10 protein-coding genes are annotated in these 17,140 nt (G+C 68.4%); 3 read left to right on the top strand and 7 right to left on the bottom strand.

The window, feature by feature from the left end; all coding sequences use genetic code 11:
• Positions 1-97: 97 nt before the first annotated feature.
• Both M878_RS68060 and M878_RS68055 read left to right on the top strand, forming a co-directional pair.
• Positions 98-1,039, top strand: coding sequence for an NAD-dependent epimerase/dehydratase family protein (locus M878_RS68060; protein ID WP_031225215.1), 942 nt, complete (start codon positions 98-100; stop codon positions 1,037-1,039).
• An 89-nt stretch (positions 1,040-1,128) separates the two neighbouring features.
• Positions 1,129-4,530 (top strand): aminotransferase class I/II-fold pyridoxal phosphate-dependent enzyme, encoded by a 3,402-nt coding sequence (locus tag M878_RS68055; RefSeq protein WP_023547840.1) that lies wholly within the window; start codon positions 1,129-1,131, stop codon positions 4,528-4,530.
• Between the two features lie 10 nt (positions 4,531-4,540).
• Here M878_RS68055 and M878_RS68050 read toward each other — a convergent pair whose 3' ends face one another.
• The 4 genes from M878_RS68050 to M878_RS68035 all read right to left on the bottom strand — a co-directional run bounded on the left by M878_RS68050 (position 4,541) and on the right by M878_RS68035 (position 7,870).
• The gene (locus M878_RS68050; protein ID WP_023547839.1) at positions 4,541-5,128 is read right to left on the bottom strand and encodes a toxin; all 588 of its coding nucleotides are present in this window, start codon (positions 5,126-5,128) and stop codon (positions 4,541-4,543) included.
• A 13-nt stretch (positions 5,129-5,141) separates the two neighbouring features.
• A complete protein-coding gene (locus tag M878_RS68045; RefSeq protein ID WP_023547838.1) occupies positions 5,142-5,582 on the bottom strand; it encodes a helix-turn-helix domain-containing protein in 441 nt (146 codons plus the stop codon).
• Positions 5,583-5,987: 405 nt separating this feature from the next.
• Positions 5,988-7,130 carry an MAB_1171c family putative transporter gene (locus tag M878_RS68040; RefSeq protein WP_023547837.1) on the bottom strand — a complete coding sequence of 381 codons (1,143 nt, stop codon included), beginning with the start codon at positions 7,128-7,130 and terminating at the stop codon, positions 5,988-5,990.
• 41 nt (positions 7,131-7,171) lie between these two features.
• Positions 7,172-7,870 (bottom strand): TetR/AcrR family transcriptional regulator, encoded by a 699-nt coding sequence (locus M878_RS68035; protein WP_023547836.1) that lies wholly within the window; start codon positions 7,868-7,870, stop codon positions 7,172-7,174.
• A 192-nt stretch (positions 7,871-8,062) separates the two neighbouring features.
• Between M878_RS68035 and M878_RS68030 the strand changes: the two genes are divergently transcribed.
• Entirely contained in the window at positions 8,063-8,290 is a 228-nt protein-coding gene (locus tag M878_RS68030) for a hypothetical protein (protein WP_023547835.1), read from the top strand.
• A 391-nt stretch (positions 8,291-8,681) separates the two neighbouring features.
• On the opposite strand, the gene M878_RS68025 is transcribed toward M878_RS68030, so the two are convergent.
• From M878_RS68025 to M878_RS68020, 3 genes are all read right to left on the bottom strand, one after another.
• Positions 8,682-11,351 (bottom strand): hypothetical protein, encoded by a 2,670-nt coding sequence (locus M878_RS68025; RefSeq protein ID WP_023547834.1) that lies wholly within the window; start codon positions 11,349-11,351, stop codon positions 8,682-8,684.
• A 244-nt stretch (positions 11,352-11,595) separates the two neighbouring features.
• Positions 11,596-12,306: a hypothetical protein gene (locus M878_RS48175; protein WP_342452754.1), complete on the bottom strand. Its 711-nt coding sequence runs from the start codon at positions 12,304-12,306 to the stop codon at positions 11,596-11,598.
• Between the two features lie 328 nt (positions 12,307-12,634).
• Positions 12,635-17,140, bottom strand: coding sequence for a DUF6531 domain-containing protein (locus M878_RS68020; RefSeq protein WP_023547832.1), 4,506 nt, complete (start codon positions 17,138-17,140; stop codon positions 12,635-12,637).

Here is a 17,140-nt window from a genome sequence, read left to right as displayed (position 1 = left end):
TGGTGGGCGGCCTCCGTCCGCCAGAGGAGGGCCTCGGGGTGACGCCCCCTTGGGTATCCGTTCCAAGGGCGGCGCACCCCCGCGCTAGTGTGCGAGCGTGAGTCTTTACGTCGTCATAGGATTCGGGCCCGCCGGAGCGGCCACCGCTCGACTACTGGTCGAAAAGGGGCATTCGGTACGGGTCGTGACTAAGTCGGGCCGAAGCCCCGAGCCCGGCATCGAGCATCTCGCGTTCGACGCGGCGGACCGCACGCGGCTGAGCGAGGCCGCGCAGGGAGCGGCCGCGATCTTCAACTGTGCCGGACCGCCCTACCACCGCTGGACGGACGAGTGGCCGCCGCTGGCCTCCTCGCTCTGCGCGGCGGCCGAGGCGAGCGGCGCCGTCCTGGTCATGCTGGGCAACCTCTACGGCTACGGCCCGGTGGACGGCCCCATGACCGAGGAACTCCCGCTCGCGGCGACCAGCCGCAAGGGGCGGATCCGCGCCGCCGTCTGGCAGCAGGCCCGGGAACTGCACGAACAGGGCCGGATCAAGGCGGTCGAGGTGCGGGCCTCGGACTTCTTCGGGCCCGGTGTGACCGATGGCGGGCACCTGGCCGAACGGGTCATGCCGCGGCTGCTGCGCGGCAAGCCGGTCTCCACGTTCGGGGACCCGGATGCCCCGCACAGCTGGTGCTACCTCCCCGACGTGGCCCGCGCCCTGGTCGAGGTCGCGGGTGCGGAACAGGCGTGGGGCCGGGCCTGGCACGTACCGAACGAGCCCGCCCGGTCCGCTCGGGAGATGGCCGACCTCCTCGCCGCCGAGTCGGGAACGGGGCCGGTCGCGGTGCGCCCGCTCCCGCCGGCCGTGCTCGCCGTCGCGTCGCTGCTCTCCCCGCTGATCCGCGAGATGAAGGAGATCCGGTACCAGTTCGACCGTCCCTTCGTGGTCGACGCGAGCGCGTACGAAGCCGCCTTCAAGGTACGGGCCACCCCGCTGGACGAGCAGGTCAAGGCGACTGTGGACTGGTGGCGTGACCGACTGGCCGGTACCGCGTGATACCTGTGACAGCGAACGATCCCGCAGCGGGTCCGGCCTCACCGGTGGATACGGCGGGACCACGGCCCGCGGACATCGCGATCGTGGGCATGGCCTGCCGCTTCCCCGGGGCACGGAACGTCAACGAGTACTGGCGGCTCCTCACCGACCCGCAGGCGCAGTTCTCCCCCGTTCCCGACTCGCGGTGGCGCACCGCCGCCTTCCTCAGCGACAGCCTCCGCGACTCCTCCGCGGCCTACACGGACACCATGGCGCTGCTGCCGGACGTGGGCCACTTCGACGCGGCGCACTACGGCATCCCGCCACGGCGGGCGAAGTCCATGGACCCCCAGCACCGGCTGCTGATCGACCTCGCCCGTGAGGCGATCCAGGACGCGGGGTGGGAGACCGAGGGCTTCGACCGCGAGGAGACCTCGGTGATCACCTCGCTCACCGAGAGCGGCTACCGCGAGATCTCCCTCATGCAGATCCGGATGCGGCAGCTGGCCGGCGGGGAGTTCGGGGCGCGGTCGGCTGATCCCCGCTGGCCGGAGATGGTCCGCGCGGTCGACGGGCTGCACGGCACGTCCGTGGCCGGGCTCCTGCTCAACATGGGACCGAACACGATCAGCTCGGTCTTCGATCTGCACGGCGAGAGCTATGCGCTGGACTCGGCGTGTTCCGGCGGGCTGATGGCCGTCGCCAACGCCGTCTTCGCGCTGCGTGCCGGCCGCTGCCGGATCGCCCTCGCCGGTGGTGCGCAACTGGTCCTCACCCCCGACCTGCTGGTCGGGCTGTGCCGGATCGGCGCCATCTCGCGCAGCGGCCGGTGCCTGCCGTTCGGCGCGCAGGCCGACGGCTTCGTCCTGGGAGAGGGTGCCGGAATCCTGGTGCTGCGGCCGCTGGCCGACGCGCTGGCGGCCGGCGACCGGGTCTACGCGGTGATCCGCGGGGTGGGCACGGCCAACGACGGGACCGTGCAGGGCGGTCTGCATCCTCAGGCGGCCGGCCAGCTCCGTACGCTGCGCCGGGCCTACCGGGACGCGGGCGTGCCCCTGGACTCGGTGGGCTACCTGGAGGCGCACGGCACCGGGACCGCGGTCGGCGATCCGGTCGAACTCGGTGTGCTGCGCGAACTGCGCGGTGTGCGCAGCGCCCCCGCCTTCCTCGGCGCGGTGAAGGCGGTGGTCGGGCACTCGCTCAACGCCGCGGGGATGGCCGGGCTCATCAAGACCGTGCTGGCCGTGCAGCGGGGAGTGGTACCGCCGCAGCCGGAGTTCGACCTGGCCGACCGGGCCGGTCTCGACGCCGCGGGGCTGACCGTCCCGACGGCGCCGGCCCGATGGCCGGGATCCGGCCATCCGCGCCGGGCGGGAGTGAGCGCCTTCGGCTTCGGTGGCACCGGCGTCCACGTAGTGGTGGAGGAGCCCCCAGCGGCACCTGCCCGCCCGGCACCGGAGGGCAGGCCGCACCTCCTCGTCCTCAGTGCCCGTGACCGGGCCGGGCTGGCTCGTTACGCCCGGGAAGTGTCCGACACCATCGTCGGCGAGCGGCTTCCGCTGGCCGGGGTGGCGGACACCCTGGCCCGCCGGGCCGCGCTTCCGGAACGCCTCGCCCTGGTGGCTGAGGACGCCGCCGATGCCGTTGCCAAGCTGACCGCGGCGGCCGACGCCGTGGCGGCGGGCCGGACCGGAACGCCGGACGGGCTCGCCGAGCACGCGGTCGGCGGCGCAGGGCTCCGTCCGGAAGGGGAGCGGATACCCCCGTGCACCCTGCCGCCCAGCCCGCTCGCCCCGCGCCGCCACTGGGTGGTGAACGACTCCGCCCGCGATGCCGCGGAGACTCCGCCGGCCGAGGACACTTCCGCCGTCGCGGAGACTTCCCCCGCCAAGGACACCCCCACCGTCGTGGAGACTCCCGCCCAGGCCCTCGCAATGGCCGGACAGGTGCGATCCGCTCAGCACGCCCAGATCGCCCCGCCCGGGCCGGCGCTCGCGGTGGCGCCGGGGACCGGCACCGCGGCCGCCGCCTCCCTCGTACTCGAAGAGGTCTCGCGGACCGGCGTCTTCCCCCTCTCCGACCTGAGCGAGCCGATGGCCCTGGTGGCCGACCTCGGCTTCGACTCCCTGATGCTGCAGGAGCTGGAGGTCAACATCGGCAAGCGGATACCGGGCTTCCGCACCGACGAGATGTTCCAGCCCGGCCTCACCATCGAGCGCCTGATCGCGCTGGTCGACCCGCATCTCATGGAGCCGCCGGCCGCGGGGGCGCCACTGCCCCGGCAGACCGAGGCCCACTGGGACGCCGCCACCGCGTGCGTCGACGACTTCCCCGAGGTGGGGCGGTTCGAGGACCTGCTGACCTCGATCGCCGACACGGGTGCCGACTTCCCGTACTTCCGGGTGCACCAGGGCACCATCCGTGACACCACGGTGATCGGCGGCCGGCCGTACCTGTCCTTCGGAAGCTACAACTACCTGGGACTCTCCGGCCATCCGGCGGTCAACGAGGCCGTGCACCAGGCGATAGACCGGTACGGCACATCGGTCTCCGCCAGCCGGGTGCTCTCCGGCGAACGGGACCTGACCGTACGGCTGGAGCGGGCGCTGGCCGCCTTCCTCGGCGTCGGGGACTGCCTGGCCCTGGTCAGCGGTCACGCCACCAACGTCACCGCGATAGGCCACCTGGTCGGCGCCGGGGACCTCGTGGTGCACGACGCGCTGGCCCACGACAGCATCCTCCAGGGCATCACCCTGTCCGGCGCGGCGCGGCGCCCGTTCGCCCACGAGGACATCGGTCAGCTGGAACACGTGCTGCGCCGGAACCGGTCCCGCTTCCGGCGGGTGCTGATCGCCGTCGAGGGCGCGTACAGCATGGACGGCGACGTGGTCGACCTGCCCGCCGTGGTCGAGCTGAAGAAGCGCTACGGCGCCCTGCTGATGGTCGACGAGGCGCACAGCATCGGCACGGTGGGCGAACGCGGCCGCGGCGTCGGTGAGTTCCACGGCGTCGACCGTGCCGACGTGGACCTGTGGATGGGCACCCTCTCCAAGTCCTTTGCCAGTTGCGGCGGTTACCTCGGTGGCTCGGCCCGGATGGTGCGGTGGCTGCGGCACACACTGCCGGGCTTCGTCTACAGCGTCGGCCTGACCCCGGCCAACGCGGCCGCGGCGCTGGCCGCCATCGAGCTGATCGAGGCGGAACCGCACCGGGTGCGCACGCTGCGGCGGAACGCGGATCTCTTCCGCGGCCTGGCCACCGAGGCCGGTCTGGCGACCGGCTCCAGCGCCCACACGCCGATCGTGCCCTGTCTCCTCGGCGGCTCGGCGCGTACTCTGCGCGTCGCGGACCGGCTGTTCGACCGTGGTGTGATTGCCGACCCGATCTTCCACCCCGCCGTGGAGGAGGGGCTCGCCCGGCTGCGGTTCTTCGTCACCAGCGAGCACCACGAGGACGACATCCGACGGGCCGTGGCGATCCTGGCCGAGGAGGTGGCGGCCGCGGGCGGATGAGTACCTCACGTCAGATCAGGGTGCGTTCGATCCGGCTGAGCATGGCGGTCTTCCCGGCGTCCGCGGCATCCTGGGGCCCTGCGGTGTCCCCGGCCGCGGGTGCGCCGTGCCGTTCCGCGGTGCTGCCCACCCGTTGGGAGAGCAGATAGGCGATGATCTCCGCCTCCTGCTCCTGGACGTCGTCGTAGGTCGCGCGCAGGAGCATGTCACGCACGAGGTCGGGGTCGAGGTTGGGGAAGAGGAGGCGGGCACTCGCCTCGTCCAGCCAACCCGCCCCGCGGTGGCAGCAGATGATGTGACCCAGCTCGTGCAAGATGATGTGCTCCTGATGCGCGCTGGTCGTGTTGGCGTCGTAGAAGATCAGGTCCTCGTCGCGGGCGGCGACCCATATGCCGCACGGGTGTGACGCGGGCATCTGCATCGGGACCAGGGTGATCGGACGGTCCCGGATCTCGCTGAGGTGGCGGCAGAGTTCGGCGACGTCGGAGACCTCGGGCAGATCGAGTTCGATGATCCGCTGGGCGCCGGCCTTCCGGAGCCGCTTGAGCTGGCTGCGGCGGTCCTGGTCGGCCGCGCGGCCCTTCCTGACGCCCCTCACCCCCCTGTGCTCCTCACTCGCCCTCCGTGGGGTCGGTGACGGGCGGCAGGCCCTGCATCTGCCGGTACTGGTCCATGATGGCGGTGATGGCTTGGAGGTTCTCCTTCTTCATCCCGGCCGCCCGCATCGCCACCGAGCGGACGCCCGCCTGCCGCAGCGCCTCGATGGCGGCGACCTGGCTGAGCACCGACTCGGCGACCTCGTCGTCGAAGAAGTAGGCGACCGACACGCCGAAGAAGCGCGCCAGCGCCTCCAGGAGGTCCGGGGAGGGATTGGACCGCTTGCCCGTCCGCAACTGCGACAAGTACACGCCCCCGACGCGGAGTTCGGGGTTGGCCTGCTTCAGCTCCTCTGCCACCTCGGCATTGGTCCAGTGCTTGCCCTTGGGACGAACCGTCTTGAAGAGGTTGTCCAGACGCACCGCCAGCTTGGGCCGGTCCTCAGTCTCGGACATTGTGGGTCTCCCTCCCGTCACCTCCCAGGCTGTTAGCCCTCGGCTAATCGCCAGTTTCGCAGATTAGCCGTCAGTTGACAATCGACCGAGACTCCGTCAACGTGGATCCCGCCGATAGCTGTCAGCTAACTTTGCTTACGGGGGTAGCCGAGTTGGTTGCCGGCCATGTCGGTCTGGGCCGGCCCTCGGGGGAAGGGCCGGCCCAGGACCGGACGGGGACATCGCGTCCGGTCCGACAGGTGAATACGGGGGAACAACGGGGGAACAACGGGGGACCTGCGGGACACACGGGGGAACAACGCAGGTAACGGGGGAACGGGGGAACCGAGAAAAAAACCCGCCCCGGTCCGACGGGGGAACGGACCGGGGCGGGAGCTCTCAACGCGGGTGATCTTAGCCCGCGTTCTAGAGTTTACGATACGCGTATGCGACTTTGGTGAGCCAGTCGACTTCCGCCGTGAAGTTGTTCGTATCGCGGTCCTCGAAGTCGCCGGCGTCCTTGTTGTCGTCGGGGACGACGCCGACGCGCTTGGCGTGCAGGGCCTGCCGGATCTGGGCCGCCTCGGCCAGCGCCTGCCGGGACTCATCGCTCGCCCCGCGGTCCGCGCCGGGCGTCCCGCCCGCCGTGCGCTCGATGTAGGGACGCAGATCCCGCCATCCGTCGCGGATCTCGATGACCCGGCGGTGGAGCCGGTAGTTGAGGTCGGAGACCGAGGCCCCCGGCGGCTCCAGCAGGATGTCCGGGGAGGACTCGTACAGATCCCGCCAGAGCGGGTACAGCGCCCGGTACGAGCGGTAGCTGCGCGCCCACTCCAGCAGCTTGCCGGCCGACGGTCCCCAGGAGGAGATCGTCAGGGCGAGCGAGAGGGTGGCGATGCCCACCGCGCTGAAGACGTTGGCGGCGAGCTGCCAGACGCCGATGTCGAACCCGCACGCCGAGGTGAGGATGTTGACGGTCCTGGACAGGCAGTAGAGGAAGAGGACCATCGCGGCGACGGAGAGCAGGTGCAGGGCCTGCCGCAGCTCGGCCTTGTCGGTCATCCGGGCGTAGGGGCCGCACTGGCGGAAGATGGTGACGCACGGAACCGCTTGGGAGACGATGAAGACCAAGAGGTAGGTGAGGACCAGCGGCTGACCGCTGCCGCTGTTGAAGTCCGAGGCCGGCCGCCCCGGGCCGTCGGCGATCAGGAAGAGCCCGATCAGCAGCGCGTTGAGGGCGATACCGGCGATCAGCCAGTAGCGGGTCTTGCGCACCGCCTCCTCGGCGGCGGTCGCCCAGCGCAGCAGGATGATCTGCGAGCTGACGCAGAAAGCGACCGCCGAGACGTGCATCACGAGGATGGCGAGGTTGCCGACGCCCAGGAAGCGCTCGCTTCCCATGGCGACGGCGCCCATCGTGAAGGTGAGGCACTGCAACAGCAGCGTGATCACCAGGGTGCGGTAGGCGTTGTCCCGCCAGCTGTGACGCACCTGGGTGAGCCGGTAGACGAGCGCGGCATACGACGAGAGCGCCGCTATGACGAAGCAGAGGGTTCTAATGGAGTTCACGGCTTGATTCCCCGTCGGCGCCGCGCACGCGGCGAACAGAACTAGTCGGTGTGCTCGCTCAAGGGAACCACGAGCCCGATCCCCTCAGCCGCCACGGCGATGGCGCGGTCGAAGAAGGCCGACTGGTCCTGGACGCTGTCGTGGGTACGGCTGAAGACCTGGAACACCAGGAGCCCGATCAGATTGCTCCACAGCACCATGCCACGTTCGATGAGGTCCGCGAACGGAGCCTCAGGCGCCCCACCGAAGACCTCCACGGCCGTCGGCAGCAGCACCGACGGGCCGGGCAGCGGCCGCTGGGGCGGGGTGAGCTCACCGTCCTGAAGCGCCGAGCGGATGACGGCGCCCAGCACCTCGGGGGTGCGCGAGGCGGGCGGCACCGTCTCCTGCGGGGCGTGATACCCCGGGACCGGCGAACCGTAGATCAGCGTGAACTCGGCCACGTTGGCGAAGGACCACGTCCGCAGCGCCCGCGCCACCGCCAGCAGCCGCACCCCCGCCGAAGCCTGCGCGTCCCGGGCGGCCTGGTCGGCCTGCTCCATCGCCGCGCCGGAGGCGTTGTAGGCATCGATGACCAGCGCGGTCAGCAGGTCGTTCCGGTGCGGGAAGACGCCTGCCACCTCGCTGACGGCAAGATCACTGGCGGCGGCGACGGCATCCAGGGACAGCCCTCCGGCGCCCAGATCCACCAGCAGGCGGCGCGCGGCGGCCTTGATGGCCTCCGGCAGCTTGGTGTTCACGTCGTCCGCACTCCTTCCGGAAACATCCATGGCCAAACCGTACCTGTCGGCTACCACGGCCGGCGGCCCGATCACCCGGCTCGGTCCGGCGATCCACGAGATTCGGCCATCCCCTGCCGCGGGACGAGGCCGGCGGCAGGGGCGGCCGGGCCGGGGACACAGTCCGGCCAGGACCGGACCATCGCTCTGCCGATGCAGGCGGTCGACGTCCTCGAAGAGCACCTGCGATGGCAGAAGCAGGAGCGAGCATCGAGAGGGAAAGGGAAGGAGCGGAGCCCGACCGGCCGCGTCTTCACGACTGGCAGCGGCGAGCCGCTTGACGCGGCGAACGTCCGGCGAGACTCCACGGCCATCGTGAAGAAGGCCGGACTGAAGCTGAGGGGCACGGAGGCCGCCGAAGAGGGCGACGCGGTGGCCTGACCAAATTCGTTTGGCTCCCCGTTTAGCCCCCAAGCATGACAGAGGGCCAATCGCGATCACGCGATTGGCCCTCTGACCTGTGTCGGGGTGGCGGGATTTGAACCCACGACCTCTTCGTCCCGAATGAGGTTCGGGCAAGATCGGCGCCTGAAGATCTTGCTAAACGTGCAGGTCAGCAGGCTGGTCTGGGTTGGTGCGGCAGGGGCTCGCCGCGTCTCCGGGGGAAGATCATCTCCCAGATTTCTCCCAAAGGGGTGGTGTGGCAGCACGCTGGCCGTGTCTGCATGACGCGTTGCGTCGGCGAATTTGCGCTTGGATAGTCGGGCAGGGTCGCCGCTGCCTTGTGGAGAACTGGGCAATCTCCTGGCAGCAGCAGACCGTGTACTGCGGCTCAACGAACCCCACCGACGTGATCGCGGCGTCCCAGTACTATGTTGCGCCATCGTTCCCGGGTCTGTCGTTCCCCGTCGATCCATTGTGCTCGTACGGTATTCGGAGGCAGTGGGAGGCCGCCCATGAAGTGGGCGATTTCGACGTAGTAGGCGTAGTAGCCGTTTTGTGTGAGTTCGCGCAAGCGGGCGATGTCAGCCGCGAGGTTGTCCTGGGCATCAAGGACCGCGTGGTGGAAGCACAGGGCCAGTTGTAGTTTGGCCGCGGCGTAGGAGATGCCGGAGACGCCGATTTCTGCGAGCTGGACGGCCGCCCGGTCAGGCAGGTCTACGGCGAATCCTGCGTCGCGCACGAGTGCGGCGATGTGAGCGGTCATCTCGTTGGAGCGCAGACTCAGGGGCGACAGCAGCCGGTCCGCGAGGTCGAGTTCGTCGTCGGCCCGAAGCGGGTCGACGAAGGATACGGCGAAGGCGAGGTGTGCCTGGGCCACGGCGGTCTCGCCGACCACACCGTGTTCTTCGGCCTCGCTCCGGGCCGCCAGATAGGCGGCTGCCGCCCGTTCCATGTCTCCCTGTACCCACCACACGTCCCCCAGCACCCGATGGTGCCGTCCCGCCCAGCCCAGCCTCCCGGCGGCCTCCACCGCCGCAGGGAAGTCTCCGGACACTCGGCTCAGGTGCGCCAGGCCCCGTCGTGCGGCGGAAGCGAGCCGACCGCCGGCGGACGCGACATGCTGCATGCCGCGGCGAGAATCCTCGGTCAGCCCGAGGTCCCGCTGGGCCTTCGCCCGGTAGTACGCGGCCAGTTCGACCAGTCCATCGGGGAGCAACCCCGATGCAAGGACGGCGGAGAGCCGACTGACGGTGCGTTCACGGTGTTCGTGCTGGCGCCGGGCGATGGCACTGAGCGTTTCCACCAGGGCATCCGCAGCAGTCTGCAGGCCGTCCGACGACGCGGCATCGTCGGCTGGGAGCACCAGCGGTTCCCAGATCGAGTCCCCCACGTACTGGAATGCTGCATCGCCGAGCCAGCCGAGATCGAGACGGAAGGTCCGTGCGAGGAGCAGCCCTTGCTGGAGGCAGCCGACCAGGACGGCGCGGTCGCGCCGCAGGTCCTGGCGCCACTGCGATTCCAGAGCGTGGAAGGCGCGATGGGCCGCGCGCTGCCAGTCCTGCTCCGACCAGCGGTCGTCACTGGCGTCGTCCGCGTTGCGAATGGCGCAGCGGATCAGGTCGTGGACATGAAAGGGCCACACACCGGAGGGGGACTCCCGGATGAAGGGGCGCTCGGTCAACCGCAGGGCCGGCGCATCATGCTGCATGCCGGCGGCTTGGGTGGCCAGGGGCACGGAGAACGCGTTGAGCAGGCTGACCGAGCGGAGTACGTGGCGTTCCTCGGCGGTCAGGTCTCTGAGGGTGCGGGTGATCAGGGCGGGGAAGTCGTGGTCGAAGTCCGTGACCTGCGGCTGTCGGCCGCTGCGCCGCAGCTCCAGGTAGCGCATGACCGACAGGTCCAGGTACAGGGGCAGCCCATGGGAGCGCTCGGCGATGATCCGGCGGACCGGTTCGTCGATCAGCGGCTGCCCGTCGCGGCTGAGCCTGCGGGCCAGGTAGTCCTCGCAGTCTTCGGGGGAGAAGTCGCTGATCAGGATCTGACGGCCGGATGCGCGTGACCGGGTGGGTGTCGTGTCGGGGACGAGGCCGGGCCAGGCGTGCGGCCCGGTCCAGTCGAGTTGGCCTGACAGGCTCGTTTCCGCCCACTGAAGGCGGTTGCGTCCGGTGACGACGAAGAACGCGTTGGGCATCAGCCACACGATGCGCTGGAGCAGGCGTTCGAGGTCGCGGTGCGTGCGGTCGCCGGTGTCCTCGAAGGTATCCAGAAGGATCACGGGTAGTACGCGCTCGTCAGCCGGGAGTTGGGCCAGGTCCCAGGCGAGAAGATGCGGGTAGAAGCTGAGGGCTTCCAGGTCGGGCTCGGCTTCCAGGAGGTCGGCCAAGCGGGAGCAGCCGGCGAGGGCGCGTACGGACTGGCGCCGCTCGCGTAACGCCTTGATGAGCGCTCCGGCTCCGTGCCCGAGCGCGCTGCCGACGGTGCCGGGCAGGAGCAGGGCCTGGGCGACATCGCCGAGGGCGGACTGCATCTGCTGAGGCAGAGCGGCAGCAGCGCTGAAGCGGCTCAGCAGCCCGCCCCTGCGCAGGTAGTCCTCGATCGGTTCGCCCGGGTGGTTGTGCTCCCAGTAGCGGCGCAGAGCGAGGTCGAAGGCCGGCATCGGCCCGCCGAGCGCGGCGATGGCAAGGCGGATGGTGAGGACGACGCGCTCGAAGTCCATGCCCGCGGCGTGCGCGAGGTCGATGCGGACCGGCAGGATCCCTTCCTCGTGAGATGTCGCTTCCCACTGCACTGGGCGGTGCTCACTGTGGGCGAGTGACGCCTCGATCTTGCGGGAGAGCGTTGACTTACCGATCCCGCCCACACCGTGGAACACGAGGACGTTATGGCGGGGACTTTCCAAGTCCTCCACGTCGAAGTCAGAACGGGTCACGTGCCGTATGTGCTCCGCGAGGCCGGCCGTCACCGCCTGCCACTGCGCCTGCCGGTTCGTGAACGCCTCGCTGGCGGATATGCTCCGGTCGTTCGAGCTGAACAGTGTTCGAAGATCCCTCCCTGCCACCGCTCCCCCTGAAGATCAGCTGGAGCCAATCTACGCTGCCTCGAGGACACCGTGGCAAGCCAGCATTCAGACGGAGCTGCAGAGGTGATTACATGTCTTCGCCCCGATATGGAGGTGCGGTGCTTGGAGCGCCAACCGGATAAGAACGGCTCTGACCAGGTGACCAGCGCGTTTTAGGTCGCCGCCACGACGTACACCAGGCCAGCTGTCGCCATCCGGACTGCGTTGATCTTCGATGTGTTGGTCACTGCAGGGTGACCTGGTGTGGGTGCCTGGGATCAGTAGGGCAAGTGAAGATGGTGAGGGAGCCACCTCTGCCCACGGTGACGCGGGTGGGGGTATTCGCCTCGAATTCCTCTGCCAGGTGTCGGTCTTCCACTGGAACCCAACTGATGGTCTCGTCCTCCCACTCTGTGCTGGCGATGGTCAGCAAGGGGCACATCGGCGAACCGCAGGTGCATACCACTTGGTACGGGCCGCTGGTCTCCCAGGTCGCGAACCCACCGACCTTCCAGCCAGGTGCCGTGGAAAGGTCCGTCTGGTAGCGAGGCGGTTCGTGGCCCTCGAACTCGTCGGCCTCGGCTTGCCCGTCCTCCCATCCGTAGATGCGTTCCTGCAGACCTGCATCCAGGAGTCCGATGTACTCGTGCTCCGTGACAGGTTCGGGGTGAAGAACGCAGGGCTCCGGCACGTATTCGTCGTCACCGATCACCGCAGGGAGCGGAGGCTCCGCCAGGAGCTCACCGACCTTTGACGAGTTGCGCCACCTGAGGTGAATCCCCGGTGTGGCCAGATCTCCGTGTGCACTGAACGGGCACCACAGGACCTGGAGCACATCGGCTCCATCGGGCCCGGCGAGGCCCGGAACATCCCGAGCGAAGAACTGCGCCAGCGGCAGCAACGGGACCGGATGAGTGTCGGTGATCCCTGGGACATGGTGCTCTTGCTCAAGCACGGACAAGCGCTGGAGTTCCTCTGGGGTCGGCCCACTGCCCGGAGACCTGCGCCATGCCTCCGCCAGGATGCGACGCCACTCGTGAATATCGTCAACGCTTCGGCCCCGATCCCGCGGGTGCGGCTCCTGACATGCCGGCCACGCTTCGCCAGCAGGCCACAGAAGCGGGCCGCCGATAGAATTGTCGGTGGCGTTGGGGTTGCCGGGACGAGGGTGGAGACGAGTGCAGCCTCGTCGGTGGGAGCCCAGTTCAGGGAAGACTGCTTCGATGTCCACCGGCCGTGGCGGGGTCGTTCGGGGCATTGCTGGCCTCGCATTGCGCTGCAGACTACTTGGGGACAGGAATTCGTACGCCGGCGGAGGGGTTTTCCAGCGAGCGGCTCAGGTTGAATCCCCGGTTGCCGTACGCCGATATGTCCAGCCTGGTGGGTATGGGGTTTGTTCCCTCGTAGACAGGTACGACCGAGTACTGAACGTTCTCACCTTTCGCCACCGCGTTGTACACCTCCTTCTCTATTCCACGCATGACCGGGGTGTTCACCGGATTCTGCATCAATGTGACCAGGTTTCGGTAGCCGTTCTCACCCGACCCCGGGCCGCCAAGCTTCCTCGCCAGCAGGTGACCACGTGCCTCGTTGAAGAGGCGGCCGTTTCCGCGCCATCCGGGCGGCCAGATGTAGTCCGCAGCTCCGCTACCGCCCTTCATGATCTCCTTACGGAGTGCTGCCCAGGCCCCGGTCGGGCGCCCGAGATCGTCCAGTTTGCCGAGTCTGACGCTGCCGTCCCACAGGTAGGCGTCCGTCTCGAAACACGCCTTCGGGACGAGCCCGAGCGGGTCGCTCCACGTGTGGGGGTTGTGCGGGTAGGTGACGGGGTTGGGGGCGGGGTCGAGACCGAGGGGGTCGGGGCTGGCGAAGCGCGCCGTGTCGGGGTCGTAGTGACGGAAGAAGTTGTAGTGCAGGCCAGTCTCGTGGTCGGCGTACTGACCTGGAAAGCGCAACGGTGTGTAGGCGGACGCGTTCTGGTTCCAGGTGGTGGTGCCCCACAAGGTGGTGCGGCAGTGCCAGGCGATCTCGCCTTGTTCGTCAACGAGTTCCGTCGGGGTGCCGACGAGGTCGGTGATGATGGCGAAGAACCTGGCGTCGACCTCGGACTGCGTCAGCCCTTCCTGACCGGCGCGCCGCTCGAGCTGGGCAAGGGGGAATTCGTCGCTGTACTCCCACGTGGTGATGATGCCCGTGGCGCTCTCGGTCTGTTCAGCGAGGTTGGTGCCGTCCCAGGTGAAGTGGATGGTCTGCTGGATCGTTTCGCCGTCAGGTGCCATGTGGTGCTTGGCGGTGCGGCGGCCGAGCGGATCGTAACTGTAGCGCCAGATAGTGCCGTCAGGCGTGGTACAGGCGACGAGGTGGTCCTCGGAGTTGTACTCGTAGCGCCAGGTGTCGGGCTTGCGGGACAGACGCATCTTCTGGCGCAGGACCATCCGGCCGGCCGCATCGTATTCGTAGCGAACGCTTCCGGCGGAGTGTATTCGGGTGCCGGTATACGAGCGTTCACCTCGAGCCTCGGGGTGGGGGGCGGTATCGGGCCACTGTGCGCTGGTCTGGTTGCCTGCCGTGTCGTAGGCATACGACTCGTTCCAGCCCTCCGCTGTGACCTTGAGCGGTCGGCCGATCGGGTCGAGGGAGATGGTGCGCTGTTCGCCGGTGAGTTGGTCGGTGATCGCGGTAAGGATGCTGTCCGGTCGGTAGGCGTAGGCGCGAGAGCGCAGGGTCCTTCCTGCGGTGGCCAGTTGCTGGATGACAGGGCGGCCGGAGCTGTCAAAGGCACGGCTGAGCGTCACGGAGGCTGCGGGCGGGCCAAAGGCGCGATCGGTTTCGCGGTCGAGGCGGTCGCGGGTGAAGGTGAGGGCGTGTCCGGCAAGGGCCAGCTCGGTGATATTGCCTGCCGCATTGCGGGTGATGCGGGTAACCGCACCGCTCGGAGTGGTACGGCTGGACCGCCGCCCTTGGGCGTCGTAGGTATATCGGGTGGTGTTCCCCTCGACCGTCTCGGCCAGGACACGGCCCAGGACATCTAGTTGCAATGTGAGAGATGAGGAAGGTGCCGTCGCGGCTATGAGCTGTCCAGCGGTGTTGTACGTGTACGCAGTGCGCTCGCCGTCGACGTCCTTGCCGATGATCCGGCCTGCGGCATCGAGTTCGTAGGCAGTCACCTGACCAAGCGGCGCCGTCCGAGACATGAAGCGACCGGCAGCGTCGTAGGTGTAGGTCAGGGTGCGGCCATCGAAATCTGTCTCCGAGATCAGACGACCGGCCGGGTCATACTCATAACTCCAGGTAAAACCTAGTGGGTTGCTGACCTGTGTCAGCCGCATCTCCGCGTCGTGCGTGAACGTGAATCGGGCGCCGTCTGGATCAGTGCGGGCCGCCAGTAGATCGAATTCCCCGTACTCGAAGCGTGTGACCCCGCCGACCGGATCCGTCAGAGCGACGCGGTTGCCCTCGTCGTCGTAGGTGTACGTCTCGCTTGTGCCATCAGGGTTCGTGCGACGTGTCAGGTTGCCCTCGACAGTCCAATCCAGCCGAGTGGTGTTGCCTGCCGCGTCCGTGATGGCCGACTGCCGGCCCATGCTGTCGTATTGGTACGAGGTCACTGCCCCCAGCGCATCGGTGACCTCAACGGGCAGGCCCGCCTTGTTGTACCGAATTCGACTCACGTTGCCGAGCACATCGATCAACGCGGTCACTTGTCCGGCTGAGTTGTAGGTATACCGCGTGGTGGACCCCGACGGATCGGTGACCGCGGTGCGGTTGCCGTGCTCGTCGTACTCCTGGCGCCACATGCTCCCGTCCGGGCCGGTGATGAGCGTTGGTAGGCCACCTTCGTTGTACTCGGCCGTGTTCTCCCGGCCGTCCGGCCCTATGGCGCAGACCACTTGGCCCAGCTCGTTGAAATGCGTCCGAGTCGTGTAGCCCAACGGATCGGTGGTCGCGATCAGCCGTCCCGCAGCGTCCCACTCGTAGCGGGTCGTGTTGCCGAGGGGATCCGTCTGCCGGATCAGCCGAAACGCCTCATTGTGCTCGAACGTCGTGGAGTGGCCCAGGGCGTTGATGACCGTGGTGGTACGGGTCCTGTCGTCGTAGGAGAGGGTTCCGGACAGGTAGCCGCCGCTGCCCTCGGTGCGGACTACGCGGCCTCGGTCGTCGTAGGTGTACGAGTACGTGTTGGCGTTGCGATCCGTCCACGAGGTGATCCGGTACTCGGCGTCGTACGTGAAGCACATGGGTACACCTGCGGAGTTGCGCACCTCGGTCAGATTGCCGCGCTCGTCGTAGCCGTAGGACACCAGTGCCGTGCTGCGGCCCTCGGGGCGTTGCGGGTCGAGCAGCCGCAGGCCCGTGATGCGGGGCAAGGAGGCATGGCGGTCGAGACCGATGTGGTAGCCCGCCGAGTGCGTGACCTTGAGGGGCGCGCCGCGGTCGTCATAGTGGACCGTGATCCGCTGCCCGTGGCGGGAGACGACGAACTGCAGGGGGAGGTCTACGGCCTCGTCGTCCTCGGTGGGCTGGGGGCTGTGAAAGACGTAGCTCAGGCCGGTGGCCGGATTGGTGACGCGCAGCGCGCCGTCGACCGTGGTGTCCCAGGTGAGGGGGAGACGGGGGCCGGTCTCGGGGTACACCGGTTCCGTGGCGTTCGGAGCCGGGTGGGGGTAGACCAGTCGGGAGCCGTCTGGAGCGGCGAAAGTGATCTTCTCGTCGTCGGCCTGCAGGCGCTGGTCGAGGGTGGAGGCCCAAGACGGGCCGAACCAGCCGCCCCAGCGGTACGAGGAGACGTGGGTGCGTTCCAGGATCAGGGGAAGTGCTGCGGCCAGCTCCACGTCGACCTGCGGCAGCAGCATGCTGCCGGTGGCTACATCGATTGGGTCCAGTTGGCATTCCGCTTCCGATTTGGGAATGCCGGCCTCGATCTTCTCCAGCTCTCCGGGGCGTATCTTGAAGCGGGCGAGGTCGCCTCCCCCCATCCCCAATGCCTTGGCCAGCTTGGACAGTTCGCTGGGCTTGAGGGCCTTGAGTCCTTTGCCGAGGGCTTTGCCGAGCATGCCGCCGCCGATGCCCATAAGGGCGCCTTCGGTGAGGATCCCGGCGAGTTTCTCGGGGTCTTTGAAGGCGCCGGGGTCTTCGAGGGCGGTGGCGAAGGCAGTGAACTTCATGCCGTCGGCGGCGAGTTTGCCGACCTTGGCGACGCCCTTGATCTCCCTGAGGGCCTTTAGGACTCGCTCGACGTTGCGGATGGCCTCCATCACCGTGCGGATCGTGGACCCGAGTACGGAGCCGGACTCCTCGATGCGCGAGATCAACGCCATGATCTTGATCGCGCGCGAACCCGCGGCGAGGGTCGACGCGACGTCCGACAGTCCGGCGGTGAGGACGGACAGGGCCAGGCCCGCGATCTCGAACTCGGCGATCTCGGCGACAAGGACACCGATCTGGGAGATCAACTCGTGTGCTTCGTTGGCGTACTTGTCGAGGGCGTCGGCGCCCTTGTGGAGGGCATCGGCAGTGTGGTTCGCGTTGGTGCGCGTGGTCTTGGCGCGCTTGTGGAACGCCTTGGCTGCTTTGCCCTCCCACCTCACGTCCCGCAGAGCCGACTCCGCGTCGTGGCTGGCGTCATCCAGACCCTTGGCCAGGGCGCGCCACTTCTTGGCAATCTCACGTACCCCGTCGGGGTCGACGGCGGGGTTGGTGATGCCGAGGAACTCCAGGCCGCTGGCCATGGTGTCGCCGAAGGCGTGGTTGATCTTGTTGATGTAGTGGAGCGGATTCAAGTCGACCAC

Origin of the sequence: Streptomyces roseochromogenus subsp. oscitans DS 12.976 (genome assembly GCF_000497445.1) — a bacterium.
Taxonomy (GTDB): Bacteria; Actinomycetota; Actinomycetes; order Streptomycetales; family Streptomycetaceae; genus Streptomyces; species Streptomyces oscitans.
This window is presented reverse-complemented; position numbering and strand designations above follow the sequence as displayed.

Coding starts and splice junctions, on each gene's coding strand:
- M878_RS68055 (WP_023547840.1), top strand. CDS start 1,129: ATGGCCTGCCGCTTCCCCGGGGCACGGAACGTCAACGAGTACTGGCGG.
- M878_RS68045 (WP_023547838.1), bottom strand. CDS start 5,582: ATGTCCGAGACTGAGGACCGGCCCAAGCTGGCGGTGCGTCTGGACAAC.
- M878_RS68030 (WP_023547835.1), top strand. CDS start 8,063: ATGCAGGCGGTCGACGTCCTCGAAGAGCACCTGCGATGGCAGAAGCAG.